Source organism: Citrobacter sp. Cpo040 (assembly GCF_030332915.1).
Taxonomy (GTDB): Bacteria; Pseudomonadota; Gammaproteobacteria; order Enterobacterales; family Enterobacteriaceae; genus Citrobacter; species Citrobacter portucalensis.
Genome location: NZ_JAOWGX010000029.1, coordinates 1 through 24,908 on the forward strand (window position 1 = coordinate 1; position 24,908 = coordinate 24,908).

24 protein-coding genes and 2 tRNA genes are annotated in these 24,908 nt (G+C 51.9%); 17 read left to right on the top strand and 9 right to left on the bottom strand.

The features are described from left to right. The first annotated feature begins 264 nt into the window (after positions 1-264). Positions 265-341, top strand: a tRNA-Asp gene (locus OGX86_RS01760). 164 nt (positions 342-505) lie between these two features. Further along, the gene (dkgB, locus tag OGX86_RS01765; protein WP_286639153.1) at positions 506-1,309 is read left to right on the top strand and encodes a 2,5-didehydrogluconate reductase DkgB; all 804 of its coding nucleotides are present in this window, start codon (positions 506-508) and stop codon (positions 1,307-1,309) included. Positions 1,310-1,330: 21 nt separating this feature from the next. Here dkgB and yafC read toward each other — a convergent pair whose 3' ends face one another. Continuing rightward, positions 1,331-2,245, bottom strand: coding sequence for a DNA-binding transcriptional regulator YafC (gene yafC, locus OGX86_RS01770; RefSeq protein WP_008783768.1), 915 nt, complete (start codon positions 2,243-2,245; stop codon positions 1,331-1,333). Positions 2,246-2,349: 104 nt separating this feature from the next. Here yafC and OGX86_RS01775 point away from each other — a divergent pair, with 104 nt between their 5' ends. From OGX86_RS01775 to OGX86_RS01785, 3 genes are all read left to right on the top strand, one after another. Further along, positions 2,350-3,525, top strand: a complete 1,176-nt coding sequence (locus tag OGX86_RS01775; protein ID WP_003830796.1) for an MFS transporter — start codon at positions 2,350-2,352, stop codon at positions 3,523-3,525. Between the two features lie 131 nt (positions 3,526-3,656). Beyond that, on the top strand, positions 3,657-4,457 hold the full coding sequence (locus OGX86_RS01780) for an endonuclease/exonuclease/phosphatase family protein (protein WP_008783770.1): 801 nt from the start codon (positions 3,657-3,659) through the stop codon (positions 4,455-4,457). A gap of 76 nt (positions 4,458-4,533) precedes the next feature. Next, the gene (locus OGX86_RS01785) at positions 4,534-5,304 is read left to right on the top strand and encodes a class I SAM-dependent methyltransferase (protein WP_168978589.1); all 771 of its coding nucleotides are present in this window, start codon (positions 4,534-4,536) and stop codon (positions 5,302-5,304) included. Between the two features lie 49 nt (positions 5,305-5,353). On the opposite strand, the gene mltD is transcribed toward OGX86_RS01785, so the two are convergent. Together mltD and gloB are read right to left on the bottom strand one after the other, a co-directional pair. Further along, complete coding sequence (gene mltD, locus OGX86_RS01790; RefSeq protein ID WP_032942416.1) at positions 5,354-6,712, bottom strand: murein transglycosylase D; 1,359 nt, start codon at positions 6,710-6,712, stop codon at positions 5,354-5,356. A 71-nt stretch (positions 6,713-6,783) separates the two neighbouring features. Further along, the gene (gene gloB / locus OGX86_RS01795) at positions 6,784-7,539 is read right to left on the bottom strand and encodes a hydroxyacylglutathione hydrolase (protein ID WP_008783773.1); all 756 of its coding nucleotides are present in this window, start codon (positions 7,537-7,539) and stop codon (positions 6,784-6,786) included. Between the two features lie 33 nt (positions 7,540-7,572). Between gloB and OGX86_RS01800 the strand changes: the two genes are divergently transcribed. Continuing rightward, the gene (locus OGX86_RS01800; protein ID WP_048214878.1) at positions 7,573-8,295 is read left to right on the top strand and encodes a class I SAM-dependent methyltransferase; all 723 of its coding nucleotides are present in this window, start codon (positions 7,573-7,575) and stop codon (positions 8,293-8,295) included. Here OGX86_RS01800 and rnhA read toward each other — a convergent pair. Next, complete coding sequence (gene rnhA, locus OGX86_RS01805) at positions 8,292-8,759, bottom strand: ribonuclease HI (RefSeq protein ID WP_003838896.1); 468 nt, start codon at positions 8,757-8,759, stop codon at positions 8,292-8,294. The two genes, OGX86_RS01800 and rnhA, sit on opposite strands and share 4 nt — an antisense overlap. 64 nt (positions 8,760-8,823) lie before the next feature. On the opposite strand from rnhA, the gene dnaQ reads away from it, so the two are divergent. Beyond that, complete coding sequence (gene dnaQ / locus OGX86_RS01810) at positions 8,824-9,552, top strand: DNA polymerase III subunit epsilon (protein ID WP_095533177.1); 729 nt, start codon at positions 8,824-8,826, stop codon at positions 9,550-9,552. Between the two features lie 133 nt (positions 9,553-9,685). After that, a tRNA-Asp gene (locus OGX86_RS01815) sits at positions 9,686-9,762 on the top strand. Positions 9,763-9,917: 155 nt separating this feature from the next. Here OGX86_RS01815 and OGX86_RS01820 read toward each other — a convergent pair. Together OGX86_RS01820 and OGX86_RS01825 are read right to left on the bottom strand one after the other, a co-directional pair. Next, the gene (locus OGX86_RS01820) at positions 9,918-10,436 is read right to left on the bottom strand and encodes a FidL-like protein (protein ID WP_003830806.1); all 519 of its coding nucleotides are present in this window, start codon (positions 10,434-10,436) and stop codon (positions 9,918-9,920) included. 1 nt (position 10,437) lies between these two features. Further along, on the bottom strand, positions 10,438-11,121 hold the full coding sequence (locus OGX86_RS01825; protein ID WP_008783775.1) for a winged helix-turn-helix domain-containing protein: 684 nt from the start codon (positions 11,119-11,121) through the stop codon (positions 10,438-10,440). Positions 11,122-11,871: 750 nt separating this feature from the next. Between OGX86_RS01825 and OGX86_RS01830 the strand changes: the two genes are divergently transcribed. From OGX86_RS01830 to OGX86_RS01870, 9 genes are all read left to right on the top strand, one after another. Further along, positions 11,872-12,420, top strand: coding sequence for a fimbrial protein (locus OGX86_RS01830; RefSeq protein WP_286639158.1), 549 nt, complete (start codon positions 11,872-11,874; stop codon positions 12,418-12,420). A 69-nt stretch (positions 12,421-12,489) separates the two neighbouring features. Beyond that, positions 12,490-13,038, top strand: coding sequence for a fimbrial protein (locus tag OGX86_RS01835; RefSeq protein ID WP_020996612.1), 549 nt, complete (start codon positions 12,490-12,492; stop codon positions 13,036-13,038). A gap of 41 nt (positions 13,039-13,079) precedes the next feature. Further along, positions 13,080-15,551 carry a fimbria/pilus outer membrane usher protein gene (locus tag OGX86_RS01840; protein ID WP_048214876.1) on the top strand — a complete coding sequence of 824 codons (2,472 nt, stop codon included), beginning with the start codon at positions 13,080-13,082 and terminating at the stop codon, positions 15,549-15,551. Positions 15,552-15,577: 26 nt separating this feature from the next. After that, positions 15,578-16,354 (top strand): fimbrial biogenesis chaperone, encoded by a 777-nt coding sequence (locus OGX86_RS01845; RefSeq protein ID WP_100247262.1) that lies wholly within the window; start codon positions 15,578-15,580, stop codon positions 16,352-16,354. A gap of 12 nt (positions 16,355-16,366) precedes the next feature. Beyond that, on the top strand, positions 16,367-16,972 hold the full coding sequence (locus OGX86_RS01850; protein ID WP_048214874.1) for a fimbrial protein: 606 nt from the start codon (positions 16,367-16,369) through the stop codon (positions 16,970-16,972). After that, entirely contained in the window at positions 16,969-18,033 is a 1,065-nt protein-coding gene (locus OGX86_RS01855) for a fimbrial protein (RefSeq protein WP_020996610.1), read from the top strand. The genes OGX86_RS01850 and OGX86_RS01855 overlap by 4 nt, the downstream gene beginning before the upstream one ends. 9 nt (positions 18,034-18,042) lie before the next feature. Further along, entirely contained in the window at positions 18,043-18,585 is a 543-nt protein-coding gene (locus OGX86_RS01860; protein ID WP_003830815.1) for a fimbrial protein, read from the top strand. A gap of 1 nt (position 18,586) precedes the next feature. Then, positions 18,587-20,254, top strand: a complete 1,668-nt coding sequence (locus OGX86_RS01865) for an O-antigen ligase family protein (RefSeq protein ID WP_286639160.1) — start codon at positions 18,587-18,589, stop codon at positions 20,252-20,254. Position 20,255: 1 nt separating this feature from the next. Continuing rightward, a complete protein-coding gene (locus OGX86_RS01870) occupies positions 20,256-20,975 on the top strand; it encodes an EAL domain-containing protein (protein WP_008783783.1) in 720 nt (239 codons plus the stop codon). A 15-nt stretch (positions 20,976-20,990) separates the two neighbouring features. Here OGX86_RS01870 and OGX86_RS01875 read toward each other — a convergent pair whose 3' ends face one another. The 3 genes from OGX86_RS01875 to fadE form a co-directional block, all read right to left on the bottom strand. Then, entirely contained in the window at positions 20,991-21,401 is a 411-nt protein-coding gene (locus tag OGX86_RS01875; RefSeq protein WP_003830819.1) for a Spy/CpxP family protein refolding chaperone, read from the bottom strand. 179 nt (positions 21,402-21,580) lie between these two features. Beyond that, positions 21,581-22,348: an amidohydrolase gene (locus tag OGX86_RS01880; protein ID WP_048214872.1), complete on the bottom strand. Its 768-nt coding sequence runs from the start codon at positions 22,346-22,348 to the stop codon at positions 21,581-21,583. A 110-nt stretch (positions 22,349-22,458) separates the two neighbouring features. Next, a complete protein-coding gene (gene fadE, locus OGX86_RS01885; RefSeq protein WP_003830821.1) occupies positions 22,459-24,903 on the bottom strand; it encodes an acyl-CoA dehydrogenase FadE in 2,445 nt (814 codons plus the stop codon). Positions 24,904-24,908: the final 5 nt, after the last annotated feature.

Genomic DNA, 24,908 nt, shown 5'->3' on the forward strand with positions numbered 1-24,908 from the left:
CTCAGAAGTGAAACGCCGTAGCGCCGATGGTAGTGTGGGGTCTCCCCATGCGAGAGTAGGGAACTGCCAGGCATCAAATTAGAAGTATGGCACTGACTTTCGAGGCAGTTCACTACTCGATAGAGAGTAGGACAAAAGCGAAAGCTTTTGAACGTTGCGAAGCAACGGCCCGAAGGGTGAATCACAAAGTGATTCATAAACTGCCAGGCATCAAATTGCAGTAAACCGGGATGAAGAATCCGGGTAGTGACAAAGAAATTCGGTGGAGCGGTAGTTCAGTTGGTTAGAATACCTGCCTGTCACGCAGGGGGTCGCGGGTTCGAGTCCCGTCCGTTCCGCCACTTATTAAGAGCCCTGAGCTAACGCTCAGGGCTTTTTCTTTGTCTGCAATTTAATTATTGCTGAATCCGCAAATATCCTCTGCATTTTTCACTCTTTTTCTATAAAGAGCTAAAGCTCATAATCCTCTCAGTTAACGAACATAGTGATTATAAAGAGGAATTCTATGACTATCCCTGCATTCGGTTTAGGTACTTTCCGCCTGAAAGACGACGTGGTTATCGCTTCTGTTAAAACGGCGCTTGAGCTAGGCTACCATGCTGTCGACACTGCACAAATCTATGATAATGAAGCGGCTGTTGGTCAGGCGATTGCCGAAAGTGGCGTACCGCGTAACGAGCTGTATATCACCACCAAGATCTGGATTGAAAATCTCAGCAAAGAAAAACTGATCCCAAGCCTGAAAGAAAGCCTGAAGAAGTTGCGTACAGATTATGTCGATCTGACGCTGATCCACTGGCCATCTCCAGGTGATGCGGTATCTGTTGAGGAATTCATGCAGGCGCTGCTCGAAGCAAAACAGCAGGGGCTGACTCGTGAAATTGGTATCTCAAACTTCACCATTCCGCTGATGGAAAAAGCCATTGCCGCAGTAGGTGCAGAGAATATCGCGACTAACCAGATTGAGCTTTCTCCGTATCTGCAGAGCCGTAAGGTGGTTGACTGGGCGAAAGCACACGGTATCCACATCACCTCTTACATGACGCTGGCTTACGGTAAAGCGCTGAAAGATGAAGTGATTGCGCACATTGCCGCTAAACATAACGCGACCCCGGCGCAGGTTATTCTGGCATGGGCAATGGGGGAAGGTTACTCCGTAATTCCTTCTTCTACCAAACGTGAAAACCTGGCAAGCAACCTGCTGGCGCTGGAGCTGCATCTGGATGCCGAAGATAAAAAAGCGATCGCGGCACTGGACTGCAACGATCGTCTGGTCAGCCCGGAAGGTCTGGCCCCTGATTGGGATTAATTGCCTGACCCTCTGTACCCATTAACCCTCTTTCACAGCTCCTTCGGGAGCTGTTCTTATATATTCACTTAAAAAGTCGATAAATGCCCGGATGCGCGTACTGACGGCACGATCGCTGTAATAAACTGCGCTAAAAGGCATCTCTACCGGCAGACGTTTATCTGCCAATAACTCCACCAGTTCACCCCGCGCGATCTCTTTATCTATCATATAATCTGAAAGACATGCGATGCCGTTGCCATTCAGGCAAAGCTGTTTTAGCGTTTCTCCACTGTTGGAAGAAATTCCGCACTCAACCTCATGCAGCTGTCCGTCGCTACAGGCAATCGGCCAGGTATTGAGTGAAACCGGTTCGGAAAATCCCAGACACAGATGCTGGTTTAACTCCTCGACGCTCTCTGGCTTGCCAAAACGGGCAATGTAGTCCGGTGAGGCAATAATCTTACGATAGCTGGTAAATAGCGGACGCGCACGTAGACTCGAGTCAGTCAGTGTACCCGCTCGTATAGCAACATCCACTTTTCGTTCAATAAGATTGATGAACGTTTCTGAGGAGACGAGAGACAACGTCATCTCGGGATACCGTTCCCGGAACGGCTTGATTAGCGGCATCAGGAAATGCAACATCACCGGTGTTGCTGCGTCGATGCGCAGCAGGCCGCGCGGAGTATTGCGCGACTCCATGATTTCAGTTTCTGCTGCAGCCATCTCTTGCAGTATCTGCTGCACCCGCCTGAAGTAGCGCTCTCCTTCTTCGGTCAGGCTTAGCTGTCGGGTCGTGCGATTAAGCAAACTGACGCCCAATTTCATCTCCAGCTTTTTTACTGCCCGGCTGACCGCAGAATTGGCTTGTCCAAGCTGTTCTGCCGCCCGGCTAAAGCTGCCGCTTTCCACTACCGCCACAAAAATTGCAAGTTCTTCGGAGGTTGCTTTCATTTTTGCACCTGACGCAAAATTATATTGAGATTTTGAATGTTTTTGTCATTAAAACATCCAGGCATACTGCGTGTCATCTGATTACTGATGTTACGGAGTTATTTATGCCTCTCGCTTTATTTGCACTAACAATAAGTGCCTTCGCTATAGGCACTACTGAGTTTGTGATTGTTGGTCTGGTGCCGACCATCGCTCAACAGCTGGCGATCTCGTTACCTTCAGCCGGGATGCTGGTTTCAATCTATGCGCTGGGTGTGGCAATTGGCGCGCCGGTACTGACCGCTCTGACCGGACGCCTGCCACGTAAACAGTTACTGGTTGCGCTGATGGTTCTGTTTACGGCGGGGAATTTGCTGGCATGGCAGGCACCCGGGTATATGACACTCATTGTTGCTCGTCTGCTGACTGGACTGGCACACGGCGTATTCTTCTCGATTGGTTCTACCATCGCGACAAGTCTGGTGCCAAAAGAGAAAGCGGCTTCCGCCATCGCCATTATGTTTGGTGGCTTAACGGTGGCGCTGGTCACTGGCGTGCCGCTGGGAACATTTATCGGTCAGCACTTTGGCTGGCGTGAGACTTTCCTCGCGGTATCAATGTTAGGCGTGATTGCACTGATCAGCAGCCAGTTACTTATCCCTGCCAACATTCCCGGTCGTGCAGCCGCCAGCATTCGCGACCAGGTGAAGGTACTGACTCATCCCCGTCTGTTGCTGATTTACGCCGTTACGGCACTGGGCTACGGCGGTGTATTCACGGCATTCACCTTCCTTGCACCGATGATGCAGGATCTGGCGGGATTCTCCCCGGCAGCAGTAAGCTGGATCTTACTGGGTTACGGTGTTTCAGTGGCTATCGGTAATATCTGGGGTGGTAAGCTGGCAGATAAGCATGGTGCGGTTCCTGCGCTGAAATTTATTTTCGCCGCGCTGTTTGTTCTGCTGATGGTCTTCCAACTGACGGCCTCCACGCAGTACGCCGCGCTGGCTACCATTCTGGTGATGGGGATCTTTGCCTTTGGTAACGTGCCGGGGTTGCAGGTCTACGTGGTACAGAAAGCGGAGCAATTTACGCCTAATGCTGTAGATGTGGCGTCAGGGTTAAACATTGCGGCGTTTAACATTGGGATTGCGCTGGGGTCAGTGATTGGCGGGCAAACGGTCGAGCATTATGGTTTAGCACAGACGCCGTGGATTGGCGCCCTCATTGTTCTGGTAGCTTTCCTGCTGATGGGTGTCAGCGGTCGTCTTGATAAACCCGTGCGTGTTGCTCTGGGGTAAATCATTGATGTAAGCGCCCACTTACAAAACAAACTGCAATTGTTCGTTGAAAGTGAGTGCTAAAATCCCTATAACAGAAGAACCAGTCCGGCTGCGGACTGGTTGACGTTACAGAGGTTTGAAAGTCTAAAGTGCGAAAAAACACCTATGCCATGCGTTATGTTGCCGGACAACCCGCCGAGCGGATTTTACCGCCGGGGTCGTTTGCGCATATTGGCCAGGCATTACCCGCAGGCGTTCCGTTAAGTAGTGAAGACCGCATTCGCGTGCTGGTATGGAATATTTTTAAACAGCAGCGCGCAGAATGGCAGTCGGTGCTGAAGAATTTTGGCAAAGATGCGCATCTGGTATTATTACAGGAAGCGCAAACCACGCCAGAACTGGTGCAGTTTGCGACCGCTAACTACCTTGCTGCCGATCAGGTTCCTGCCTTTGTGCTGCCTCAGCATCCCTCTGGCGTCATGACGCTCTCTGCTGCTCATCCTGTTTACTGTTGTCCATTGCGCGAGCGTGAGCCTATTTTACGGCTGGCGAAATCGGCTCTGGTAACGGTGTATCCGCTGCCTGACTCTCGATTATTAATGGTGGTGAATATCCACGCGGTTAACTTTAGCCTCGGCGTCGATGTTTATAGTAAGCAGTTACTTCCCATTGGCGATCAGATTGCTCATCACAGCGGTCCGGTTATTATGGCCGGTGATTTTAATGCCTGGAGCCGTCGACGGATGAATGCGCTGTACCGCTTTGCGCGTGAAATGTCGCTGCGCCAGGTACGTTTTACTGACGATCAGCGCCGACGCGCGTTTGGTCGCCCTCTCGATTTTGTGTTCTATCGTGGTCTGAACGTGAGTGAAGCCTCTGTGCTGGTCACCCGTGCATCCGATCACAACCCGCTACTCGTTGAATTCAGTCCCGGCAAACCTGAACAATAACGGTGTGTCAGGTCTGCCGTAGGGCAGGCCTGTGATGGTTGCCCTTCCTATTTCACAACAACCGAAGGACAACACAATGACAACACGCTCTCACCATGACAACGTTGAAAAACAGTTTGGCTCTCAGGCTAATGCCTATTTAACCAGTACGGTGCACGCCTCTGGCCGTGACTTGCAACGTCTGGGGGAAAGGTTATCGGCATTTCCGCAGGCCCGTGTGTTGGATATGGGATGTGGAGCGGGGCATGCCAGCTTTGTAGCCGCGCAACACGTAAAGCAGGTTGTGGCTTATGATTTATCGTCGCAGATGCTTGAGGTGGTCGCTGAGGCGGCAAATGACAGAGGCCTGGAGAATGTCGCCACACGCCAGGGTTATGCCGAAAGTCTGCCATTTGAAGATAGCGAATTTGACGTGGTGATTAGCCGCTATTCTGCGCATCACTGGCATGATGTCGGACGCGCGCTGCGGGAAGTGAACCGCGTTCTGAAGCCCGGTGGTGTATTAATTGTGATGGATGTGATGTCGCCAGGCCACCCAGTACGTGATATCTGGTTGCAAACCGTGGAGGCGTTACGCGATACCTCGCACGTTCGTAACTATTCCAGTGGAGAGTGGCTGTCGTTGATCAACGATGCCAATTTGATTGCCGATACTTTGTTAACCGATCGCCTGCCACTGGAGTTCAGTTCGTGGGTCGCGAGGATGCGCACGCCCGCGGCGTTGAGCGACGCGATTCGTGCATACCAACAAAGTGCTTCTGCAGACGTGAAAGCCTACTTTGCGTTACAGGAAGATGGCTCGTTTACCAGCGACACGATAATGGTTGAGGCACATAAAGCGAGATAAATAAAAAAGGCACTGGGGGGAATCCAGTGCCTTCATTTCTACAATGCTATCAGGAGTCCGGCATACCGTTGTTTTTCACAAACAACGTGAGCTGATCGCCTGGCTGTAGATTGTCCGTATCGCTGTTCCAGCGCATGACATCTTTGATGTTAACCCCGTGACGTTTGGCAATGCTCGACAGCGAGTCGCCTTTACGCACACGATAGGTGATGCTATCGCTGTTGTTCGCCAGACGCTGTGCGCTGGTACCCGCACCCACCGTCAGGTTTTGACCCACTTTCAGGGATGACCCGCGCAGGTTATTCCACTGCTTAAGGTCATTGGTGCTCACGCCAAGGCGTGACGCGACGCCAGAAAGCGTATCGCCAGAGCGAACTTTGTAGCTACGACTGTTCAGCGGCGTGTTATCCGCGACCAGCGTTGACTGCACGGCTGCAATTTCGCCTGAAGCCAGAGACTCACGCAGCTTCTCTGCATGCTTCTTTGGCACCATCACATATTGCGGGCCGCTGGCACCCAACGTGGAGCCTTTCACGCCTGCATTGAAGGTCTTCAGCTTGCTGACGGAAATACCCGCCATATCAGCAACCTGAGCCATCTCAACCGGGCTACTCAGGCGAACACGTGCCAACGCGCGGCTTTCGTCTGTTGTTGGCAGACGCACGCCATAGCGTTTGCTGTTTTTGAGTATATCGCTCAACGCCAGCATTTTAGGCACGTATAGCTTCGTTTCCTGAGGCAATGGCAACGACCAGAAGTCAGTGGGTTTACCACGAGCTTTGTTCGTTTTGATTGCCTTCATGACACGACCTTCACCGCTATTATAAGCAGCAACGGTCAGCAGCCAGTCGCCATCAAACATCTTGTTCAGACGCTGCATCATGTCCAGCGCGGCGGTGGTGGAAGCCACAACGTCGCGACGTGCATCATAACTGCGGGTCTGTTTTAAACCATAATTGCGCCCCGTGCTCGGAATGATCTGCCAAATACCTGCGGCATTGGCGCCAGACGTTGCGTGAGGATCAAAAGCGCTCTCCACTATGGGTAGTAGTACCAGTTCCATAGGCATGTTACGTTTCTTAACCTGCCCGGCTATCCAGTACATATACGGCTCTGCCCGTAAAGTTACATCGTGGAGATAGCTCTTATTGCGTAAATACTTCTGTTTCTGTTCGCGAATCCGGCTGTTTTCCGGAATTCCCATCTTTAGCTCGTCACCAATGAAAGCCCACAAATCTTGATCAGCAGCGATAGATGTTCCGTCGTCCATCCATCGCGCCTGACTTGTAAACTTTCCTGCTTCCCCTTGACCAGCTGCAGAAAGGCTCTGTGCGTGTTGTTGGACGTTACCAGTATTCTGGCACCCAACAAGCAGGACAGAGGCGAGTAATATCGCTTTTGCCTTCATGTGTGTGTCAATAGTTGCTTAAAAGACGACCGATCATAACGGCGAAGTTTTCAAAAGGCAACCCGGAATTGTCAGAACGTATCTTTCTTTGACCTTAACCAGGCAAAACGCTCTTCAGGTTGTTGCAATATTGTTTCTTTGTTGATTTCATTAATTAAATCAATATCTTCCGTTCTCAAAAAAAGATTATTTCGCCGCTCATTTTTCAGAATTACGGGTAGTGTCATTTGTTTTTTTACGCGTAACTCATTAACTTTACGATAATATTCATTTATGAACGAATCGTGCGGGAGAATGCTTAAGGCAAACTTCATGTTTGCTAATGTGTACTCATGTGCGCAACAAATTAATGTATCGTCAGGAAGTTCGTTTATTTTTTTAAGTGATTGATACATTTGAGTTGCTGTACCTTCGAAAAGTCGACCGCAACCGCCAGAAAAGAGCGTGTCACCACAAAATAAGTAAGGGTGGCTAAAGTAACAGATATGTCCTAAAGTGTGACCCGGAGTAGCAATTACCCTAAATTCATGCCCCAAAACGAGTGCAATATCGCCATCTTCAACTACGTGTGTCGTTCCCTTATCTTGCGTTTCAGCCGGTCCGTATACCACTATTTGTGGGAAATGTTGCAGGAGTTCTTTCACTCCACCCACGTGATCCTGATGGTGGTGGGTTAGCAGAATGGCTTCCGGCACCCAGTTATGCTCTGCAATGGCTTTCAAAACAGGAGCCGCTTCACCCGGGTCCACAATCAGACAATGCTGGTCATTATTTGACAGGACCCAGATGTAATTGTCCTGAAATGCAGGAATACTGTTAAGATTCATATATTACCTCTCAATGCGTAACGGAAGGTTGTGATGAAACCGGCAAGGATCCCTCAAACTGTCGTAGCGCCCGTTAGCTGGGATGATTTGCCCTGGGGCGAACACTATCGTGAGGCGCTGGAGCATCAGCTTAACCCGTGGTTTGCAAAAATGTACGGTTTTCATCTGCTTAAGGTTGGTAATTTAAGCGCAGAAATCGATTCTGAAGCGTGCGCGGTTTCTCATCAGGTAAATGTTTCTTTGCAGGGATCTCCCATGCAGGTGACGGCCGATCCTTTGCATCTTCCCTTTGCCGATAAGTCCGTGGATGTCTGTTTATTGGCCCATACGTTACCGTGGTGCTCCGATCCGCATCGCCTACTGCGTGAAGCCGATCGCGTGTTGATTGATGACGGCTGGTTGATTCTGAGCGGTTTTAACCCGGTAAGCTTGATGGGATTGCGTAAACTGGTGCCCGTATTGCGCAAGACATCGCCCTATAACAGTCGGATGTTTACCCTCATGCGTCAACTGGACTGGCTATCATTACTGAATTTTGAAGTGCTGCACTATAGTCGTTTTCATGTTCTGCCCTGGAACAAGAAGGGCGGGAAAATGTTGAGCGCCCATATCCCCGCGCTGGGCTGTTTACAGCTGGTGGTTGCGCGCAAGCGAACCATTCCGCTTACGCTCAACCCGATGAAACAAAATAAAAGCAAAACGCCTATCCGTCATGCCGTTGGCGCGACCCGGCAATACCGTAAACCGGACGCTTAAGCCTCAGTCTGATACCCAATATCATCCTGAGTCGGGCTCATGGCCGCGGTGCGCGCAAGCTCATCGCAGCGTTCGTTTTCCGGATGGCCCGCATGGCCTTTAACCCATTCCCATTTGATTTGATGCGGCCCCAGCGCGGCATCGAGACGTTTCCACAGATCGACGTTCTTCACCGGTTTTTTATCTGCTGTTTTCCAGCCGCGCTTCTTCCAGTTGTGGATCCACTGCGTAATGCCCTGGCGCACATACTGGCTGTCCGTGCTGAGTATCACTTCACACTGTTCTTTCAGGGCTTCCAGCGCAACGATTGCCGCCATTAGCTCCATGCGATTATTAGTGGTGAGGTTGTAGCCCTCGCTAAAGGTTTTTTCGCGCCCGCGATAGCGTAAAATCGCCCCATAACCACCAGGCCCTGGATTTCCCAGGCAAGAACCATCGGTGAAAATTTCTACCTGTTTAAGCATCTCTGGTAGACTTCCTGTTTTAGCAAATCGAAATCAAACGATAAGTCTGACATAAATGACCGTTATGAGCACTGGAATTACACGACAGATCGTCCTCGATACCGAAACCACCGGTATGAACCAGATTGGCGCCCACTATGAAGGCCACAAGATCATTGAGATCGGTGCGGTTGAAGTGGTGAACCGCCGCCTGACCGGCAATAACTTCCACGTTTACCTGAAGCCGGACCGGCTGGTGGACCCGGAAGCGTTCGGCGTACACGGAATCGCAGACGAATTCCTGCTCGATAAACCTACGTTTGCCGATGTAGCCGACGAGTTTCTCGACTACATTCGCGGCGCGGAGCTGGTCATTCATAACGCATCGTTCGATATCGGCTTTATGGATTACGAATTCGCGAAGCTCAAGCGTGATATTCCGAAGACGAATGAATTTTGCAAAATAACCGATAGCCTGGCGCTGGCGAGGAAAATGTTTCCTGGCAAGCGAAACAGCCTTGATGCGTTATGCTCGCGCTATGAGATAGACAACAGTAAACGAACCCTGCACGGCGCATTGCTCGATGCCCAGATTCTGGCCGACGTTTATCTGATGATGACCGGCGGGCAGACCACGATGGCGTTCTCAATGGAAGGCGACAGCCAGCAGCAGAATGACACGGGGATCCAGCGTATTGTGCGACAGTCCAGTAAACTACGCGTTGTTTTCGCCACTGATGAAGAGTTAGCGGCCCATGAGTCACGCCTTGACCTGGTGCAGAAGAAAGGCGGAAGTTGCCTCTGGCGGGCATAGTTTGTACGTTTACCGTATGAAAATGGCTATTCGGGTGATTTTTGCAGCAAACGATTAAAAACGTGAGAAAAAGCGTTGACGAGGCGCGAGGCAATCCGTAATATTCGCTTCGTTCCCAAGCGGAACACAACGCGGAGTGGTAGTTCAGTTGGTTAGAATACCTGCCTGTCACGCAGGGGGTCGCGGGTTCGAGTCCCGTCCATTCCGCCACTATTCAGAAAGCCTGAATCAGAAATGATTCAGGCTTTCGTCGTTTTAGCCCGCCAAAATAATATTCTCATTACCACGCTTTATCGACCGCGCCCGAGCTTTCGGGTGGGCAACACATCAGGTCATCCTTAACCCGACGGATATCCAGAAGGCGATTAACTCGCGAAGTGATTCATCACGCAGGCGAAGCGGGGTGAAAAGTTATCGCCAATAAGAACCGTTTCCTCATTCAGGTGCTTTAGCATATACAGCTTGTCGGCACGTTCGTAAGCGTCGAAGAAGAGATAGTCGACAGCGTCCGTTGCATCATCATCGGGGGATTTTTCCCGACCATCGGGAGTGAGCATAAAAACGCCTGCGGTATGGCCGAGTGGACGGGCATAGCGAAAAAACAGTTTTCGGTTAACAGCGAACTCGCCGTCGTCACTTTTGAGTTTCCCCTGGACTGACAATGAAAGGTGTCCGGAGTTGTAGCTGGTTATCAGCATTATTCCGTGGAGTTCCTTTTTTGTATTCTGGATGTCGAGTATCGACGTGAATTCCGAGGAGCAGGAAAAACTGATTTCTTGTTTTTTCGCATTCCCGGCGATAATAAAAAAAGCGATAGCCGCTAGCCCAAAAATGGCAATCACGACTGACCATAGTAAAGGAGAGTGATCGCTTTCCTGCTTCATATCATTCCTCATGATGGCGATACTGGCTGATGCAATGGTAATAACCGAGGTTTAGCCCGCATTCAGCGGCAAACGACCACTCAACCAGATTATGGTTGCTCGCCCAGGTATTGAGATACAGATCTTTTGGGTACGAACAGTTGGGGTTAATACCCACGGACTTGAAAATATCCAGCGCTTTTTTTTCGGTTATGGTGTCGGTGAGGGCGTTTCCTAATATATGCACACGGCATTGCTCGTAGTCGATAGTCCGCAGGATCGCCGCGTCCGTCATCGCGATTTCATTGGGTATCCATGTTAACCACGCTGTCGCCAGCACGGCGATGCCGGTAATTAACGTTGTTATCGTGACAGGCCACAGGTTTCGTTTCTTTTTCCTGGGCGTCAATGCAACATTGACTATTCTGGTGGGCGCTTGCGATTCCTCCAGTTGCTGAATATTGATACTGGCGTCGCTCATCCGAAATCCTATTCGCGGAATGGTGACGATCAGTTCTGCAGGATGGCCCGTAGACGTTATTGCTTTGCGCAGAAATGAAATGTGCTGATTGAGATTAGCATCCGTCGCTCTGGCGCCATTATGCTGGAAAACATTCCGCAGAATTTCATCGCGCGAGGATATCTCTTTACCATTTTGCAACAGATAGAGCAGTAATTGTGTTGCCACATTATTCAATGTGGCCATTTCACCAGATGCCAGGTCTTTTAGGGTATTTTTATGTGGTCTGAAAACTAAGCCTTCACCAATAATTACGGATTTAATTTTGTTTATTGGTATATGAGAAATCACTGATGTCTCCTTTAAAGCAGGATATCTCGCATTCGAGTGGGGGAAGCAATAGCATAACATAATTCATTTATAAAAAATGATTGCACCATAGATCGCTTTATTAATATTTATATAACAATCTCTTAATATATCTAATAGAATCCTCCAATCTCCTTCCTCTCTTTCACTATCTTATTGTCATTACTCGCTTTTGATGCCCAATTTCATTTTTACAAAACATTCATAAATACATTTTGCCTGTTCCTCTGGCTAAATAAAAAAATAGTTGATAGATAAAAACTCTATAAAAATTATAAATAATAGACATTAACACTGGTATTGGCGTGTTTTTTGGCTATTTTTTAGGTAAACGATCGCTCTACAGACAGTGTTACAACACGATTCCCTGAGTTTGATTAATACCGGATTTTTGCATTGTGTCATTTTTTCGTCGACTTAATATAAGCCCCGAAACAGCGTAAACAACTGTGGGCGGTATTTCGGATGGAATACCAATGAAGTTCAAAATACAGGGTGGCTTGAGATGGATTGTTTGCAAGGAAATGCGCTTCCGCCACCAGCAGATCAGGGTTTCCCTTGCATAAATTGTCTGTGGAAATAGATCGTCGGAATAACCAAAAAACAGATATAAGGTTAAGTAGTAATATGAAAATGAAAAACGTGGTTGTGGCTTGTGCGCTGATGGCGGGAATGACTTTTACTGCATCTTCTGCTTTCGCTGCAAAAAATGTTGAACCGACTAACGGTAAAATTCACTTCACTGGTTCTCTGGTTAATTCCGCATGCGGTCTGGCCCCAGAATCCAGCCCGGTGCAGGTTAATTTTGGTGAGATCCCAACTTCTCAGTTAAAAGACAACCAACGTGCTGGTGTTAAGCATGCCAAAATCGTTCTGCAGGGCTGCGATACAACTGTTGCGAAAACCGCCACAGTAACCTACACCCCGGCAACGATTGATACCGACAACAATGCGCTGGCTGCATTTACCTCGGGTACAGCAAAGGGCGCGGGCATCGGTATGATTGACAGTGGTAATCAGGACGTGAAATGGGGCGAAGCCGCATCTCAGGTCAACATTACCGATGGCGAAACCGACATTGATTTCGTTGCTTACCTGCAGGCCAACAACGCATCCGCAGCCGTAACCCCGGGTGACTTCGAATCTACCGTTAATTTCCAGATCGATTATCAGTAACGATCTGCTGCGGGCGCAATTATGCGCCTGCTTAACCCTTCCTGCGAATAACTGAAAGGAAATGCGGTGATGCCTGGATGGCGTATTTTACTGCTTTTTATCTTCATATCGCCTGCATGGGTTTTGGCTGACACCCATCGTCTTGTCAGTACGCCCGGCAAAATGCGCATGCGGGGAAATATTATTGAGGCTGCCTGTTATGTCGATCCACGCGACCGGTCGCTGCTGGTTGAATTTGATGACCTCTCAGCCAGAGATATTTCCGGAAAACCTGAAAAAGTATCTGCGCATGATTTCAGCATTCATTTGCTGGGATGTTCATTAGGGGATTCTCAACACCCTGGGAATCTGTTCCAACGCGCCAATATTACCTTTTCCGGCGCACCGGATAGTGACAATCCTGATTATCTGAGCGTGCAATCGGAAACTGAAAATTTAGCGATAGAAATATATGACGGCAAAGGCAAGCAAATTCATTTAGGTGAGCCATCACCGGATTATGCGCTTAACCCCGGGAAAAACACGCTCAATTTTACGGCTTATTTGATCTCCCGCGACGGAAGAATGACGTCTGGTGAATTTACTGCAGTCACGCATTTTGTTGTGAATTATCTCTGAGCTGCACAGCAATTCGGGTATCTGAAGGTTTGCGAACGAAAATGATCACGCTGAAAACAGATAAAAAACGTCTGGCGCTTTTAATTGCTCTGGTCTGTGCCTCTTCATGGGCTGAAGCGGATGAGTCTATTGAATTTAATACTGACGTCCTGGATGCCAGTGACAGACAAAATGTCGATTTACAGCGTTTTTCCGAAGGCAACTTTGTGACTCCCGGAGAATATCTGTTGGATGTTCGTATTAACAGCCAGGAGATCCCTCAGCAGTCGATCCGTTATATCGTTGATCCTGCCAACTCGCATAAATCCATGGCGTGCCTGACGCCGCAACAGCTCGAATTACTGGCGCTCAAAGAAGAGGCGCTGACCTATATTCATCCGATTAGCGCGACCTGCTATGACATTTCCCGCCTGCCGGGTGTGGTGCTGAATAATAGCGCAGGCGTACTGGACATTACCGTGCCTCAGGCATGGATGAAATATACCGATCCAGACTGGACGCCGCCGGAGCGCTGGGATAACGGTGTCGCGGGACTGATTTTCGACTACAGCGTTTCGGGCCAGGCCACACATTACGAACAAGGTGGCGATCATTACCGCTCACTGTCTGGTTATGGACAGACGGGCTTTAACCTCGGCGCGTGGCGCTTTCGTGGCCAGTATCAGGCCAATTATGCTTCGGATGAAAATCGTGGGCGTATCGACTGGGATCAGATCTATGCCTATCGCCCGTTACCGATGCAGGCTGCAAAACTGACTGTCGGTGAAATATATCTGAATTCCCAGGTGTTTGATTCAGTGCGATTTACCGGGGCTAACCTCGCCAGCGACGAGCGCATGCTACCACCAAATTTGCAGGGCTACGCGCCCGAAGTGCACGGCATCGCCCGCAGTAATGCGAAGGTCACCGTCAGTCAGCAGGGGCGTGTTATCTATCAAACCACCGTTCCTGCGGGGCCATTTAATATTCAGGATCTACATGGCTCGGTACGCGGCACGCTGGATGTTCGCGTCGAAGAGCAGGATGGCAGTGTACAAACCTTTCAGGTCAATACGGCCGATATCCCTTATCTGACGCGCCCGGGCTATGTTCGTTACAACGCCGCCGTCGGTAAGCCATCGCGTTATAACCACGACGTCCAGGGACCTGCATTTTATAGCGGTGATTTTTCATGGGGGGTCAGCAATGCGTGGTCACTGTACGGTGGCGCGTTACTGACTGGCGATCGCTATAACGCCTGGTCGATGGGGATTGGGCGGGATTTGAGCTGGCTGGGCGCGCTGTCGGCTGATGCGACGCAATCCGTGAGCCGGGTGAAGCATCAGGCTGAACAAAAAGGGATGTCCTTTAAGCTCAGTTATGCCAAAACCTTTGATGAATACAACAGCGCCATCACCTTTGCCGGTTACCGTTTTTCACAGCGTAACTTCCGCACCTTCTCGCAGTTCCTCGACGAGCAGTATGAAAATAACAACAGCGCCGGCAACGAAAAAGAGATGTACACCATCACCGGTAACAAGACCTTTTTTGCTGACGACCCGCAATTAGCGACCACGCTGTACCTGACCTATACCCACCAGAATTACTGGGATCGTGGCTCTCAGGATCGTTACGGGATGTCGATGGGGCACAGCTTTTCGTTCGCAGGCATTCAGGGGATCAGCGCCAACCTTGCCGCTTACCGCTCTGAGTATCAGGGCAAACGGGACGACAGCCTTTCGCTGTCCATTTCGGTGCCATGGAGCGATGGCCGCTCAATGGATTATGAAGTGCAAAACAGCGGCAGCCAGACCAGTCAGATGGTTTCGTATTCCGATAACCGCGACCGTAACAATCCATGGCGACTGCGCGCAGGGGTTTCCGGTGAAGGGCACACCGCGTTTGATGGCTACTACAAGCATCGCAGCATGATGGCGGAACTGGAATCTAACGTCAGCTGGCAGCAATCACGCTATTTCTCCGTTGGCGGCACGATGCGCGGCGGCTTTACCGCAACGCGTCATGGCGCGGCGCTACACAACAGCCAGGCGTCGATGAATACCGCCAGGGTGATGGTTGATACCGACGGTGTGGCGAATGTACCGCTGAACGGCGAACAGGCGCACTCAAACCGCTTCGGTATTGCCGTCGTACCGGACGTCGTCAGCTATCACAGCTTTGATACCCGTATCGATGTGGACGCAATGGACGAGGACATTTCCGCGACCAAAGCCATCGTCACCAACACCCTGACGGAAGGCGCGATTGGTTATCAGCGCTTCGCTGTGGCGCAGGGGCAAAAAATGATGGCGCTGCTGCGCCTGAAAGATGGTTCGGTACCGCCGTTTGGTGCCGAAGTGTTTAACGCCAACGGTGTCAGCGTCGCCATGGTGATGGAAAACGGCATGGCCTGGATTGCGGGTGTGAATCCAGCCGAGCGTCTTTCTGTTGCCTGGGGCGGTCGCGCGCAGTGTCACTTACAGGTGCCGCAACAAATCAACCCGGAAGGTAACGTGCTGTTGCCTTGTGAATAATATCAATAACCTGAATGAATTTTGTCATGAAAAATCAAGCATTTTACTCCGTGCAGCGTTGGCTCAAACCCGTGGTCTGCGGTCTGCTTTTTATTGCAGAGATCAACGCCTCATGGGCGGGCATTGCACTTGACCGTACCCGTCTGATCATCACTGGTGATGCGCGATCTGTCAGCGCGAACTTAACCAACACCAGTCCGAGCATTCCGTTTCTGGCTCAGTCGTGGGTGGAAGACGCTAATGGAACAAAAATTACCTCGCCGTTGATGGTTTTACCGCCGCTGCAACGGATTAACGGCGGGCAAAAGGGCATTGCGCGTGTGACAAAAACCAGCGGTATTAACGCTCTGCCGCAGGATCGCGAAAGTCTGTTCTACCTGAATGTGCGTGAAATTCCGCCCAAGCCGGATAAGCCGAACGTGCTGCAACTGGCGATGCAGTCGCGCATCAAACTGTTCTACCGTCCGACCGCCATCGTGCCGGAAACACCGGGCGCCGTGTGGCAAAACCAACTGGTCTTTCATAAGCAGGGGCAGCGCTGGAGTGTGGATAACCCAACGCCGTACTTCGTTACCTTAATCGGCTTAAGCCGCAAGCCTGAAGCGCAGGGCGGCGACAGGCTGACTGACTTCCCTGGGATTATGGTTTCACCAAAGTCATCTCTCGATTTCAGCGTGGCCGACGGCAGCGTTAGCCAGTTCAGCATGATGTATGTGAACGATTTTGGCGGTCATCCCGAATTGAAATTCAGCTGCACAGGCAATGTGTGTAAAGCATTGCCGATGGAGCAACAGCCCCGGTAACAGGATTCGTAAATGAAAAAGATGCTTTGCGCTCTGCTGATGGCGGGCATGGCCTGCTCGGTTCAGGCCACAAGCGGTCGCCAGGATATGAGCAACGTGTCCGGCGAGTATGGCAACGTCCGCTTTCATGGTCGGGTGTTCGTTTCGCCGTGCGTGCTGGATATGGCCTCCCGCGATCAGACTATCGATCTTGGTGATATTTCCGCCAGCCGATTTCGCCAGGGCGGCGATCGCAGCGATCCGGTATTGGTCACGCTGTATCTGAATGGCTGTTTAAAGGGCTCCGGTCATACCTTAAGGGATTTCCCTGGGCAGACCAGTGAGATGCCTGAGCTTGCGCACAGCACGGTGGAGCGTGGTGTTTCGATGACGCTAATGGCTGAAGGCGCACCGGAAAACAGCGATTTGGGGCGTATTCGTGGCGATGTTCGCGGCGCGGGCATCCGACTACTGACTGAACGTAATCAGTTAATCCACCTGAACCAACCGCAACGCATGTGGATCCTCAAACCGGGCGATAACGCCATTCATTTTCTTGCCGCGCTGGAATCTTTTGGGCGAGAGGTGACCGCCGGAGAATTTAACGGTCTGGTCAGACTTAAGCTGGAGTATCTATGAGCGTATTACGTAAAACGCTGTTGTGGGTGGTGCTGGCTGGCTGTCCGTTGGCCGGGCAGGCATTTACACAGGGAGAAGGTGAGCCGGAAGGTGGGTCGCCGCATCAGTACGATATTGAACTGAGCTCGCTGGATGTCAGCAAAAACCACGTGGGTGGCAGAACGGAGCCGTTCCCATGGAATCTGGGCGGCTGGTATGTGGTGAATTTTTATTGCGAACAGGCTGACATCTCCCGAGCACCAATTTACTACACCACCACAACCACGATGCCGCCTTCAAATCAGGGGGCGAACCGTTTTCGGCTAAACGAGTATCTGGATGTGGAAGTTCAGGTGTGGGTTGCCGGGGGCTATAAAAAATATGTGCAGGCGCCTTTTACCAACGTTTCAAACCGCAACAGCAACAACAGCTGTAAAAAACGTAAGGGCTACACGCGAGCGACTAACGTTGAAAGTGGTTCAAAAGGGAAAGTGACGTTTATTGTCACTAAACCCATTATCAATGGCATCAATATCACTTCCCAGTCGCTGGTGGAGGTGGCCGGGCGCATGGGAAGCGCGGGACCTACGCCAACCACGGCGATTTCTCGCGTGGTGATTAAATCCGGGCTAATTACCGTCCCGGACAAATGCACCTTCAACCGGGGAGACAAAATCAGCATTGAGTTTGGCGATCTGCCTGGATCCGCTGCCCGGCTCAACGGCACTAACTACAGCAAGTCAGTCCCTATACATGTGGTCTGTGAAGGCGGGAGCTTCGATCAGGGTGCGCTGAACATTAATCTTGGTATACAAACGACCACGGCGTCAGGCACGGCGGGGTTTAACGGTAATCTCCTTGGCACGCTGAGCGGCGGACAAAAGCGCGACGATCTCGGCATTATGCTTAAAGACGAGAGTGGTGGCACCGTCGTGCCCAATCAATTCTACAACGTGAAGGGGTTTTACCAGAATCAGGGCGACTGGAATCTCACCGCCGCACCGGTGGCAAAGCCGGGCGTGGGAAGTGTGAAAGAAGGTGAATTTGAAGCCTCTGCCACCGTTGTCGCGCAGTTTCAGTAGGGGGATGTCATGAGATTCTCGGCGTTATTCGCGACCAGTATGTTACTGCTAGGTGGCATGGCGCAGGCCGACACCAAACTGGTCGGCGGCGATATGTATTTTCACGGCACCATCAGAGCCCTGGCCTGCAGCCTTGCACCGGGAGGCGACAAAATCGAGGTCGATTTCAAGCAAATCGCGACACAGGATCTCTATCTCTCGGGGCGCAGTAAGCCGGAAAAATTCAGCATCCAGTTACGCGACTGCAACCCGGAGGTTTTCCGTGGGATCTCGGTTACCTTCAGCGGTCGTGAGGATGCGGAGCTGACCGATCATCTGGCGCTGGATAGCAGTGAACAAGGCGGTGCGTCAGGGATCGGGATTGGGATGAGCGAAGAGGACGGCACGGCAATCCGCCTTGATGAGAGCACGTCAGTCAAAGAGATAACAGAAGGTTCGATGACGCTGAATTTCTTGGCGTGGGTCGCAGCGGAGCCATCGGCGATAAAAAATCAGTCTCTCGAATACGGTCCGTTCAGCGCCAGCGGGACCTGGACGTTGAACTACCAGTAGCATGATGAACGTACTGAATCGCATTGCGCCGCTGCCTGCGCAGAAATTATTGCTCGGTATTAGTCTGTTTTTCTGGTGTGGGGCCATGCATCTCTACTGGCCGAACAACGGCGGCAGCGGCCTGTCGTTGCCGCTTAATATTACGAGCTGGATCTACGCTGTTGTACTGGCTGCAAGCGTATTGATGCTGGTGCCTCGTCAACGCTGGCGCATCACTGTGCCCGCTGCGTGTTTTACAGTCGGGGCGTTCATCCTGACGTTGCTTTGCCTGCTAACGCCTGATGTCTGGCAGGCCGAGGCGCTGCTGGTCGCGGGAGCCTTACTGGGAGGCGTGATCGTCTATCTGGTGGCGGTGCAAATTCCGCTTGCGGCACGCTCCCTGACGGCACTGCTGGCCCTGCTATGGGGTGCAAGCGCCATCGAATGTCTGGCGTTTGTGTACCAGTACTGGCATTTGCCGGGCGTTGAGTACTGGGAGTTTGCCTGGCGACGCGGCACGCGGCCCTACGGGATTTTTCAGCAGGTCAATCTGCTGGCCAGCTTCACGGCCTGCGGCGTGCTGCTGTCAGTACTGCTCTTTTTACGGCTACGCGACGGGTATCGAATTGTCATTGGGATGGGCCTGGTAATGATGGGATTTGTACTGCATGAATCCCAGTCGCAAACCGGTTATCTGTCTGTGGCGGTCGGTGAAGCGCTGCTGCTGCTGGTTTTCCCGGCGCAGCGCCGTACGCTGCTGCTACTTCTCCTGCCGTTAGCGTTAGGTATGGCGACAGGCGCAGCCGCTCGCCATTTTTTGTCCGTTGCCACGGTAGATCATTTAACGACTTCTCAAGTGCGCTGGACGGTGCTGAAAACGTCACTGGCATTATTTGCCGAACGCCCGTGGACGGGGTGGGGCGTGGGCAGTTTTGCTGCTGTATTTCTCGAATGCGCGGGGCCATTGGGGCTGGGCAGCATTTCGCATCCGCACAACGAACTGGTGCTGTGGCTGGTGGAGGGCGGTCTGGTTGGGCTGGCGGGGGCACTCTGTTTTATAGCGGGAGGTTTATGGCTCTGGCTGCACGGTAATTGCTGGCGTCGTGCCTGCCTGGTGGCGGCACTGCCGGTAGTTATTCATATGTTGACGGAATACCCCGTCAGGCAGTCAACGCCACACTGGCTGCTGTTGATCCTGCTGCTTAGATGTGCAGACAACGCGCGAACGGGAATACGCCTGGCGCTTACGTCGACGTCGCTGATTCGCGCGGCAGGGTTTATCTCGTTACTGACCGTCGCGCCATTGCTGCATCTCACGCTGCACACGCAACAGCAATTGACGCTGGCGGAGAGGCAGTCAACGCAGTGGCAACTTGCCGAACCGCTCCCTGTCGGAGGCTGGCTTCTTACCAGTCGCTATCGGTTTGATGTCCAGATGGGGTATCTGCAACGGTATCAGCGTTCCCGGGACGCACGTTGGCTGGAGGAGGTTCGCCGCTGGGCGCCTGACTATGTGCGCGTTCACCCAGACCCTAATGTCTCCTTCACGCAAATCTTACTGGCGTTGCAACAGCGCGACCTGGTCGAGGCGCATCGTCTGGCGACGCGCTTTTGCCTGATATACCCAAACGATCGCCGTATCCCGTGGCTGCAGGATGCACGACGTCCTTTTAATAAAATAATGGAATGATATGAACAGATTCAGTGAACAGGCCCGTTATGTGCCAGAACTTCCCCGCAACGCCGAACTGCTGCGGATCACCGGGATCCGTTTGCAGCGCATTCATTTTTTTGATGACGCATCGCTGGATGTCTGTGAGGTGTTAAGCCAGGTACGCACACCGCTCCCACTGGATTTGTTTTTCAAGCACCTTTCCATCACGGCAAAACAGCAGCTTTTTCTATGGCAAATGCAGCGGGTGCTGGCCCTCTCTGGAAGCTATTCGCTGAATTTATCCGTCAGGATGCTGACTAGTCTGTCATGGATCACGCGTCTCACAAAGCAGGTGCATCAGGGGAGGATTGTTATTGAAATTCAGGATCCGGGCTCCATGATGCGCCTGGATAAGGCAGAGCAGCAGGCCGTATGCATTGCCGTAAAAACGCTGGTGCGTCACGGGTTTCGCGTGTGGCTGGATGATGTTTCGCCTGAGCTATTTTTTGTCTGGCGGCTGTCGGGCATCCGTTTCGATGCCATCAAAATTGAAAGTGGAATGTTTCATCAGTTCAGAACATCGGAGTGGCAGTTGAGGGTTCTGGTCAATCAATTTCGTGGGCTGGGTGAGCGGGTTGTCATTGAGGGAGTAGAAACGCCACAGGATTATGCCATTTGCCGTATGAGTGGCGCAGATGCTGTGCAGGGCTTTCTGTTTGAGCAGGAAATTTTACCGAAAAGCCTGAATCATTGCTGACTCAGGCTCTGACAATTACTCGCTCAGCGTCTGTGCGATATCTTTTTGCACCTGCTGGCGCTGTTCTGGGGTCAGCACTTTGTTCAGGTCAAAATAGTATTTTACGCGATAATAACGCGCCTGCTGTTCGATGTTGCTGAACGCAGAAAGCTGTTTCTGAACGGCAGCTTCATCCCATTTCCCGGACTTGATGACGTCAATCAACGCGCCGTCTTTAACATCTTTCACCGAAATCTGGCTTACGTTGGTTTCAAGCTGCTGGTGCAGTTTTTTAATCTGCGCCACCTGGTCGTTGGTCAGCTTAAGATGCTGAACGACCGGGTCCTGAGCTGGAGCAGGAACATTGGATACGTTTGCTGCAAGCGTACTAAAAGAAGCGCCCGCTAAGGTAGCCGCCAGCAAAGTCATGCGTAAGAAGTTCTTCATTATTGAAATCCTGATAAGGAAATTATCGACATTGTCTGCCACCCGCTGGTTACGAGTGATTATCCTTTGCAGAATACGATGCTCACCGCATGTCGCCACGCGAATTTGTTTTGCGGTTGGTTACGGAGTGAAACAATCCCGCCACAAGAAACGTAGTGCAGCGGGAGTGAAGGCGATAGTTATAGCGTAAACGGGTCGGCGTCCTGCCAGGCGGGAAACTTCTCGCGATACTCGCGCAGCGCTGAGAGTGACAGCTCGGCGTCAATGCGTGTGGCCTGATGCGGCTCGGCGGTGGCAATAATCTCACCCTGCGGATTAATCACCCGGCTGTCACCGCGATAATGGTGGCCGTTACCGTCTGTGCCCACGCGGTTACATCCTGCTACATAAGCCTGGTTCTCAATCGCCCGTGCGGCAAGCAGAAGCTGCCAGTGCAGCGAACGCGGCGCAGGCCAATTGGCAACATACAACGCCAGGTCGTAATCGTTGCGATTGCGCGACCATACCGGAAAACGCAGGTCATAACAGACCAACGGCAGAATGCGCCAGCCGCGCCATTCAACAATAACGCGCGCGTCACCCGCCTGGTAATGCTGATGCTCATCCGCCATGCGGAACAGATGGCGCTTGTCGTAGAAATGCACATTACCTTCGGGCTCAACCAGAAAAAAGCGGTTTACCGGGCCGCGTTCAGACTGGATAGCAGCGCTGCCAGCGATCAGGGAGTTAGTCTGTTGCGCCTTGGCGCGCATCCAACTGACGACCTCTTCCTGCGGCAACGATTTATTTGCCGCTTCCATGGCAAATCCACTGGTAAACATCTCGGGCAACACGATGACATCACGTCCGGCGACGGTTTCCAGTTGTCGGTCAAAATGGCGCAGGTTGGCCGGGCCATCCATCCAGATCAAGGGTTGTTGCAGCAGAGTAATTTTCAAACCAGGCACGATCGAGGCTCCTCGTTGAACAACATTTTGACACTGTAGCATGAGCATTAATGAAAATGTGGCAATAAAAAGCCCCGCATTAAGCGGGGCTAAACGTTGTGCGTATATCGTTATGCGGCTTCGACTTTACGCACTTTCTCTGGCAGCTTTACCGGCTGAGTCGCCAGCTCCTCGGGTTCAAAGTCATCCACGTTGATACTGCGCAGGCGGCTCGCTTCGGCTTTCACCAGAATCGCGGCTTCATCTTTATCAATCAGCCCTTTCGCCAGCGCATTGTGCGCCAGTTCGTCGAGACGGGTAAATGGCAGGTTTTTACCCAACTCTTTACAGATCCGCTGGTGGATAGGGTCGGCTGCAATGACATCCAGCAGCGCCTCTTCCAGCAAACCAACCGGGTTATGCTCGCTTGGCGTCAGATATTGACCGCGACCAATACGAGAACGAGTAGCACTCGGAACCTGCAAAATCTTCGCGACTTTATGGTCCAGCTTGTCAGACGGCGCGTCGTAGTGGCGACCGGTCGGGAAGATAACCACGTTCAGCAAGCCCGCGACCAGACGGTTCGGGAAGTTTTTCAGCAGATCGTCCATCGCCTGTTCCGCTTTGTACAACGCATCCTGAACGCCCCAGTGAACCAACGGCAGGTCCGCTTCATTACGGCCTTCATCGTCATAACGTTTCAGTACCGCAGAGGCCAGATACAGCTGGCTTAACACATCGCCCAGACGCGCGGAGATACGTTCACGGCGCTTCAGACTACCGCCCAGTACGGCCATGGACACATCTGAAAGCAGGGCCAGGTTGGCGCTCAAACGGTTCAGGTGCTGGTAGTAACGTTTGGTCGCATCGCCGGTTGGCGTGCTGCTGGTTAAGCCACGTGTTAGGCCAAGCCAGAAGCTGCGCACTTTGTTACTGCCAACGTGACCGATGTGTTTGAACAGCAGCTTGTCGAACGCATTCACATCGTTACTCTGTGCCGCAGCCATCTCTTCCAGAACATACGGATGGCAGCGAATCGCACCCTGACCGAAGATCATCATGCTACGGGTCAGAATGTTGGCACCTTCAACGGTAATGGCGATTGGCGCACCTTGATAAGCGCGGGCGAGGAAGTTGCTTTCGCCAAGCATAATGCCTTTACCACCAGTGATATCCATCGCATCGATGATTGACTGCTGCCCACGGTGGGTACAGTGATATTTCACGATAGCCGACAGCACCGCCGGTTTTTCACCCAGCATAATGCCGTAGGTAATCAGTGATGCCGCAGCGTCCATCACGTAGGCGTTACCGGCAATACGTGCCAACGGTTCTTCAATACCTTCCATCTTGCCGATGGAGATTTTGAACTGGCGACGAATGTGCGCATATGCGCCGGTGGCCATTGCGACTGATTTCACGCCGCCCGTCGAGTTAGACGGCAGGGTAATACCACGTCCCACAGACAGACATTCCACCAGCATGCGCCAGCCCTGACCGGCCATTTTCGGACCACCGATGATGTAATCAATCGGTACAAACACATCTTTACCGAGGGTCGGACCGTTCTGGAACGGCACGTTCAGCGGGAAGTGACGACGCCCAATTTGTACGCCCGGCGTTGAGGTTGGGATCAGCGCACAGGTAATGCCGAGATCTTCTTCACCACCCAGCAGTTTTTCCGGGTCAGAGAGTTTAAATGCCAGACCCAGTACCGTGGCGATAGGCGCCAGCGTAATATAACGTTTGTTCCAGGTCAGGCGCATACCCAGCACCTGTTGGCCCTGCCAGTCGCCCATACAAACCACGCCGGTATCAGGGATCGCCCCTGCGTCGGAGCCTGCTTCCGGGCTGGTCAGAGCAAAGCATGGGATCTCCTGACCGCGAGCCAGACGCGGCAGGTAATGATTTTTCTGCTCTTCGGTGCCGTAGTGTTGCAGCAGTTCGCCTGGGCCTAATGAGTTAGGTACGCCAACGGTGATCGCCAGGATCCCGGAAACGCCGGAGAGTTTCTGCAGAACGCGAGCCTGAGCATATGCTGAGAATTCCAGCCCGCCGTACTCTTTCTTAATGATCATCGCGAAGAAGCGGTGTTCTTTCAGATATGCCCACAGTTCCGGCGGCAGATCCGCGAGTTCGTGAGTGATCTGAAAATCGTTCGCCATGCGGCACGCTTCTTCCACTGGACCATCAATAAACGCCTGTTCTTCAGCGGTCAGATGCGGTTGAGGATAGTTATGCAGTTTTTTCCAGTCAGGCTTGCCCTGGAACAGGTCTCCTTCCCACCAGGTTGTACCGGCATCAATCGCTTCTTTCTCAGTACGCGACATCGGTGGCATGACTTTACGGAAGCCGCGGAACACCGGCGCAGAGATCATGGATTTGCGCATCGGCGTAAAGTTAAACGGCACGAGGATAATGGCCAGAGGAACCAGCAGCCAGACTGACCACAGGCCAGCCACGCCAAGCGCAGCCGTCCAGGCGAGCAAAATTAAGCTGCTGAGGAATAAGCTCACGCGGTGATAAAACAGAACGCTGAGCAGAACAACCGTAGCGATAATACTCAAAATCATCATAACGA

What these genes read in the sequence shown, in the direction of transcription:
- fadE (WP_003830821.1), bottom strand. Translation starts at nt 24,903, where the DNA reads ATGATGATTTTGAGTATTATCGCTACGGTTGTTCTGCTCAGCGTTCTG.
- dkgB (WP_286639153.1), top strand. Translation starts at nt 506, where the DNA reads ATGACTATCCCTGCATTCGGTTTAGGTACTTTCCGCCTGAAAGACGAC.
- OGX86_RS01870 (WP_008783783.1), top strand. Translation starts at nt 20,256, where the DNA reads ATGAACAGATTCAGTGAACAGGCCCGTTATGTGCCAGAACTTCCCCGC.
- mltD (WP_032942416.1), bottom strand. Translation starts at nt 6,712, where the DNA reads ATGAAGGCAAAAGCGATATTACTCGCCTCTGTCCTGCTTGTTGGGTGC.
- OGX86_RS01860 (WP_003830815.1), top strand. Translation starts at nt 18,043, where the DNA reads ATGAGATTCTCGGCGTTATTCGCGACCAGTATGTTACTGCTAGGTGGC.
- OGX86_RS01875 (WP_003830819.1), bottom strand. Translation starts at nt 21,401, where the DNA reads ATGAAGAACTTCTTACGCATGACTTTGCTGGCGGCTACCTTAGCGGGC.
- rnhA (WP_003838896.1), bottom strand. Translation starts at nt 8,759, where the DNA reads ATGCTTAAACAGGTAGAAATTTTCACCGATGGTTCTTGCCTGGGAAAT.
- OGX86_RS01865 (WP_286639160.1), top strand. Translation starts at nt 18,587, where the DNA reads ATGATGAACGTACTGAATCGCATTGCGCCGCTGCCTGCGCAGAAATTA.
- OGX86_RS01775 (WP_003830796.1), top strand. Translation starts at nt 2,350, where the DNA reads ATGCCTCTCGCTTTATTTGCACTAACAATAAGTGCCTTCGCTATAGGC.
- OGX86_RS01785 (WP_168978589.1), top strand. Translation starts at nt 4,534, where the DNA reads ATGACAACACGCTCTCACCATGACAACGTTGAAAAACAGTTTGGCTCT.
- dnaQ (WP_095533177.1), top strand. Translation starts at nt 8,824, where the DNA reads ATGAGCACTGGAATTACACGACAGATCGTCCTCGATACCGAAACCACC.
- OGX86_RS01845 (WP_100247262.1), top strand. Translation starts at nt 15,578, where the DNA reads ATGAAAAATCAAGCATTTTACTCCGTGCAGCGTTGGCTCAAACCCGTG.
- yafC (WP_008783768.1), bottom strand. Translation starts at nt 2,245, where the DNA reads ATGAAAGCAACCTCCGAAGAACTTGCAATTTTTGTGGCGGTAGTGGAA.
- OGX86_RS01800 (WP_048214878.1), top strand. Translation starts at nt 7,573, where the DNA reads ATGAAACCGGCAAGGATCCCTCAAACTGTCGTAGCGCCCGTTAGCTGG.
- OGX86_RS01820 (WP_003830806.1), bottom strand. Translation starts at nt 10,436, where the DNA reads ATGAAGCAGGAAAGCGATCACTCTCCTTTACTATGGTCAGTCGTGATT.
- OGX86_RS01835 (WP_020996612.1), top strand. Translation starts at nt 12,490, where the DNA reads ATGCCTGGATGGCGTATTTTACTGCTTTTTATCTTCATATCGCCTGCA.
- OGX86_RS01825 (WP_008783775.1), bottom strand. Translation starts at nt 11,121, where the DNA reads ATGGCCACATTGAATAATGTGGCAACACAATTACTGCTCTATCTGTTG.
- OGX86_RS01840 (WP_048214876.1), top strand. Translation starts at nt 13,080, where the DNA reads ATGATCACGCTGAAAACAGATAAAAAACGTCTGGCGCTTTTAATTGCT.
- OGX86_RS01855 (WP_020996610.1), top strand. Translation starts at nt 16,969, where the DNA reads ATGAGCGTATTACGTAAAACGCTGTTGTGGGTGGTGCTGGCTGGCTGT.
- OGX86_RS01850 (WP_048214874.1), top strand. Translation starts at nt 16,367, where the DNA reads ATGAAAAAGATGCTTTGCGCTCTGCTGATGGCGGGCATGGCCTGCTCG.
- OGX86_RS01830 (WP_286639158.1), top strand. Translation starts at nt 11,872, where the DNA reads ATGAAAATGAAAAACGTGGTTGTGGCTTGTGCGCTGATGGCGGGAATG.
- gloB (WP_008783773.1), bottom strand. Translation starts at nt 7,539, where the DNA reads ATGAATCTTAACAGTATTCCTGCATTTCAGGACAATTACATCTGGGTC.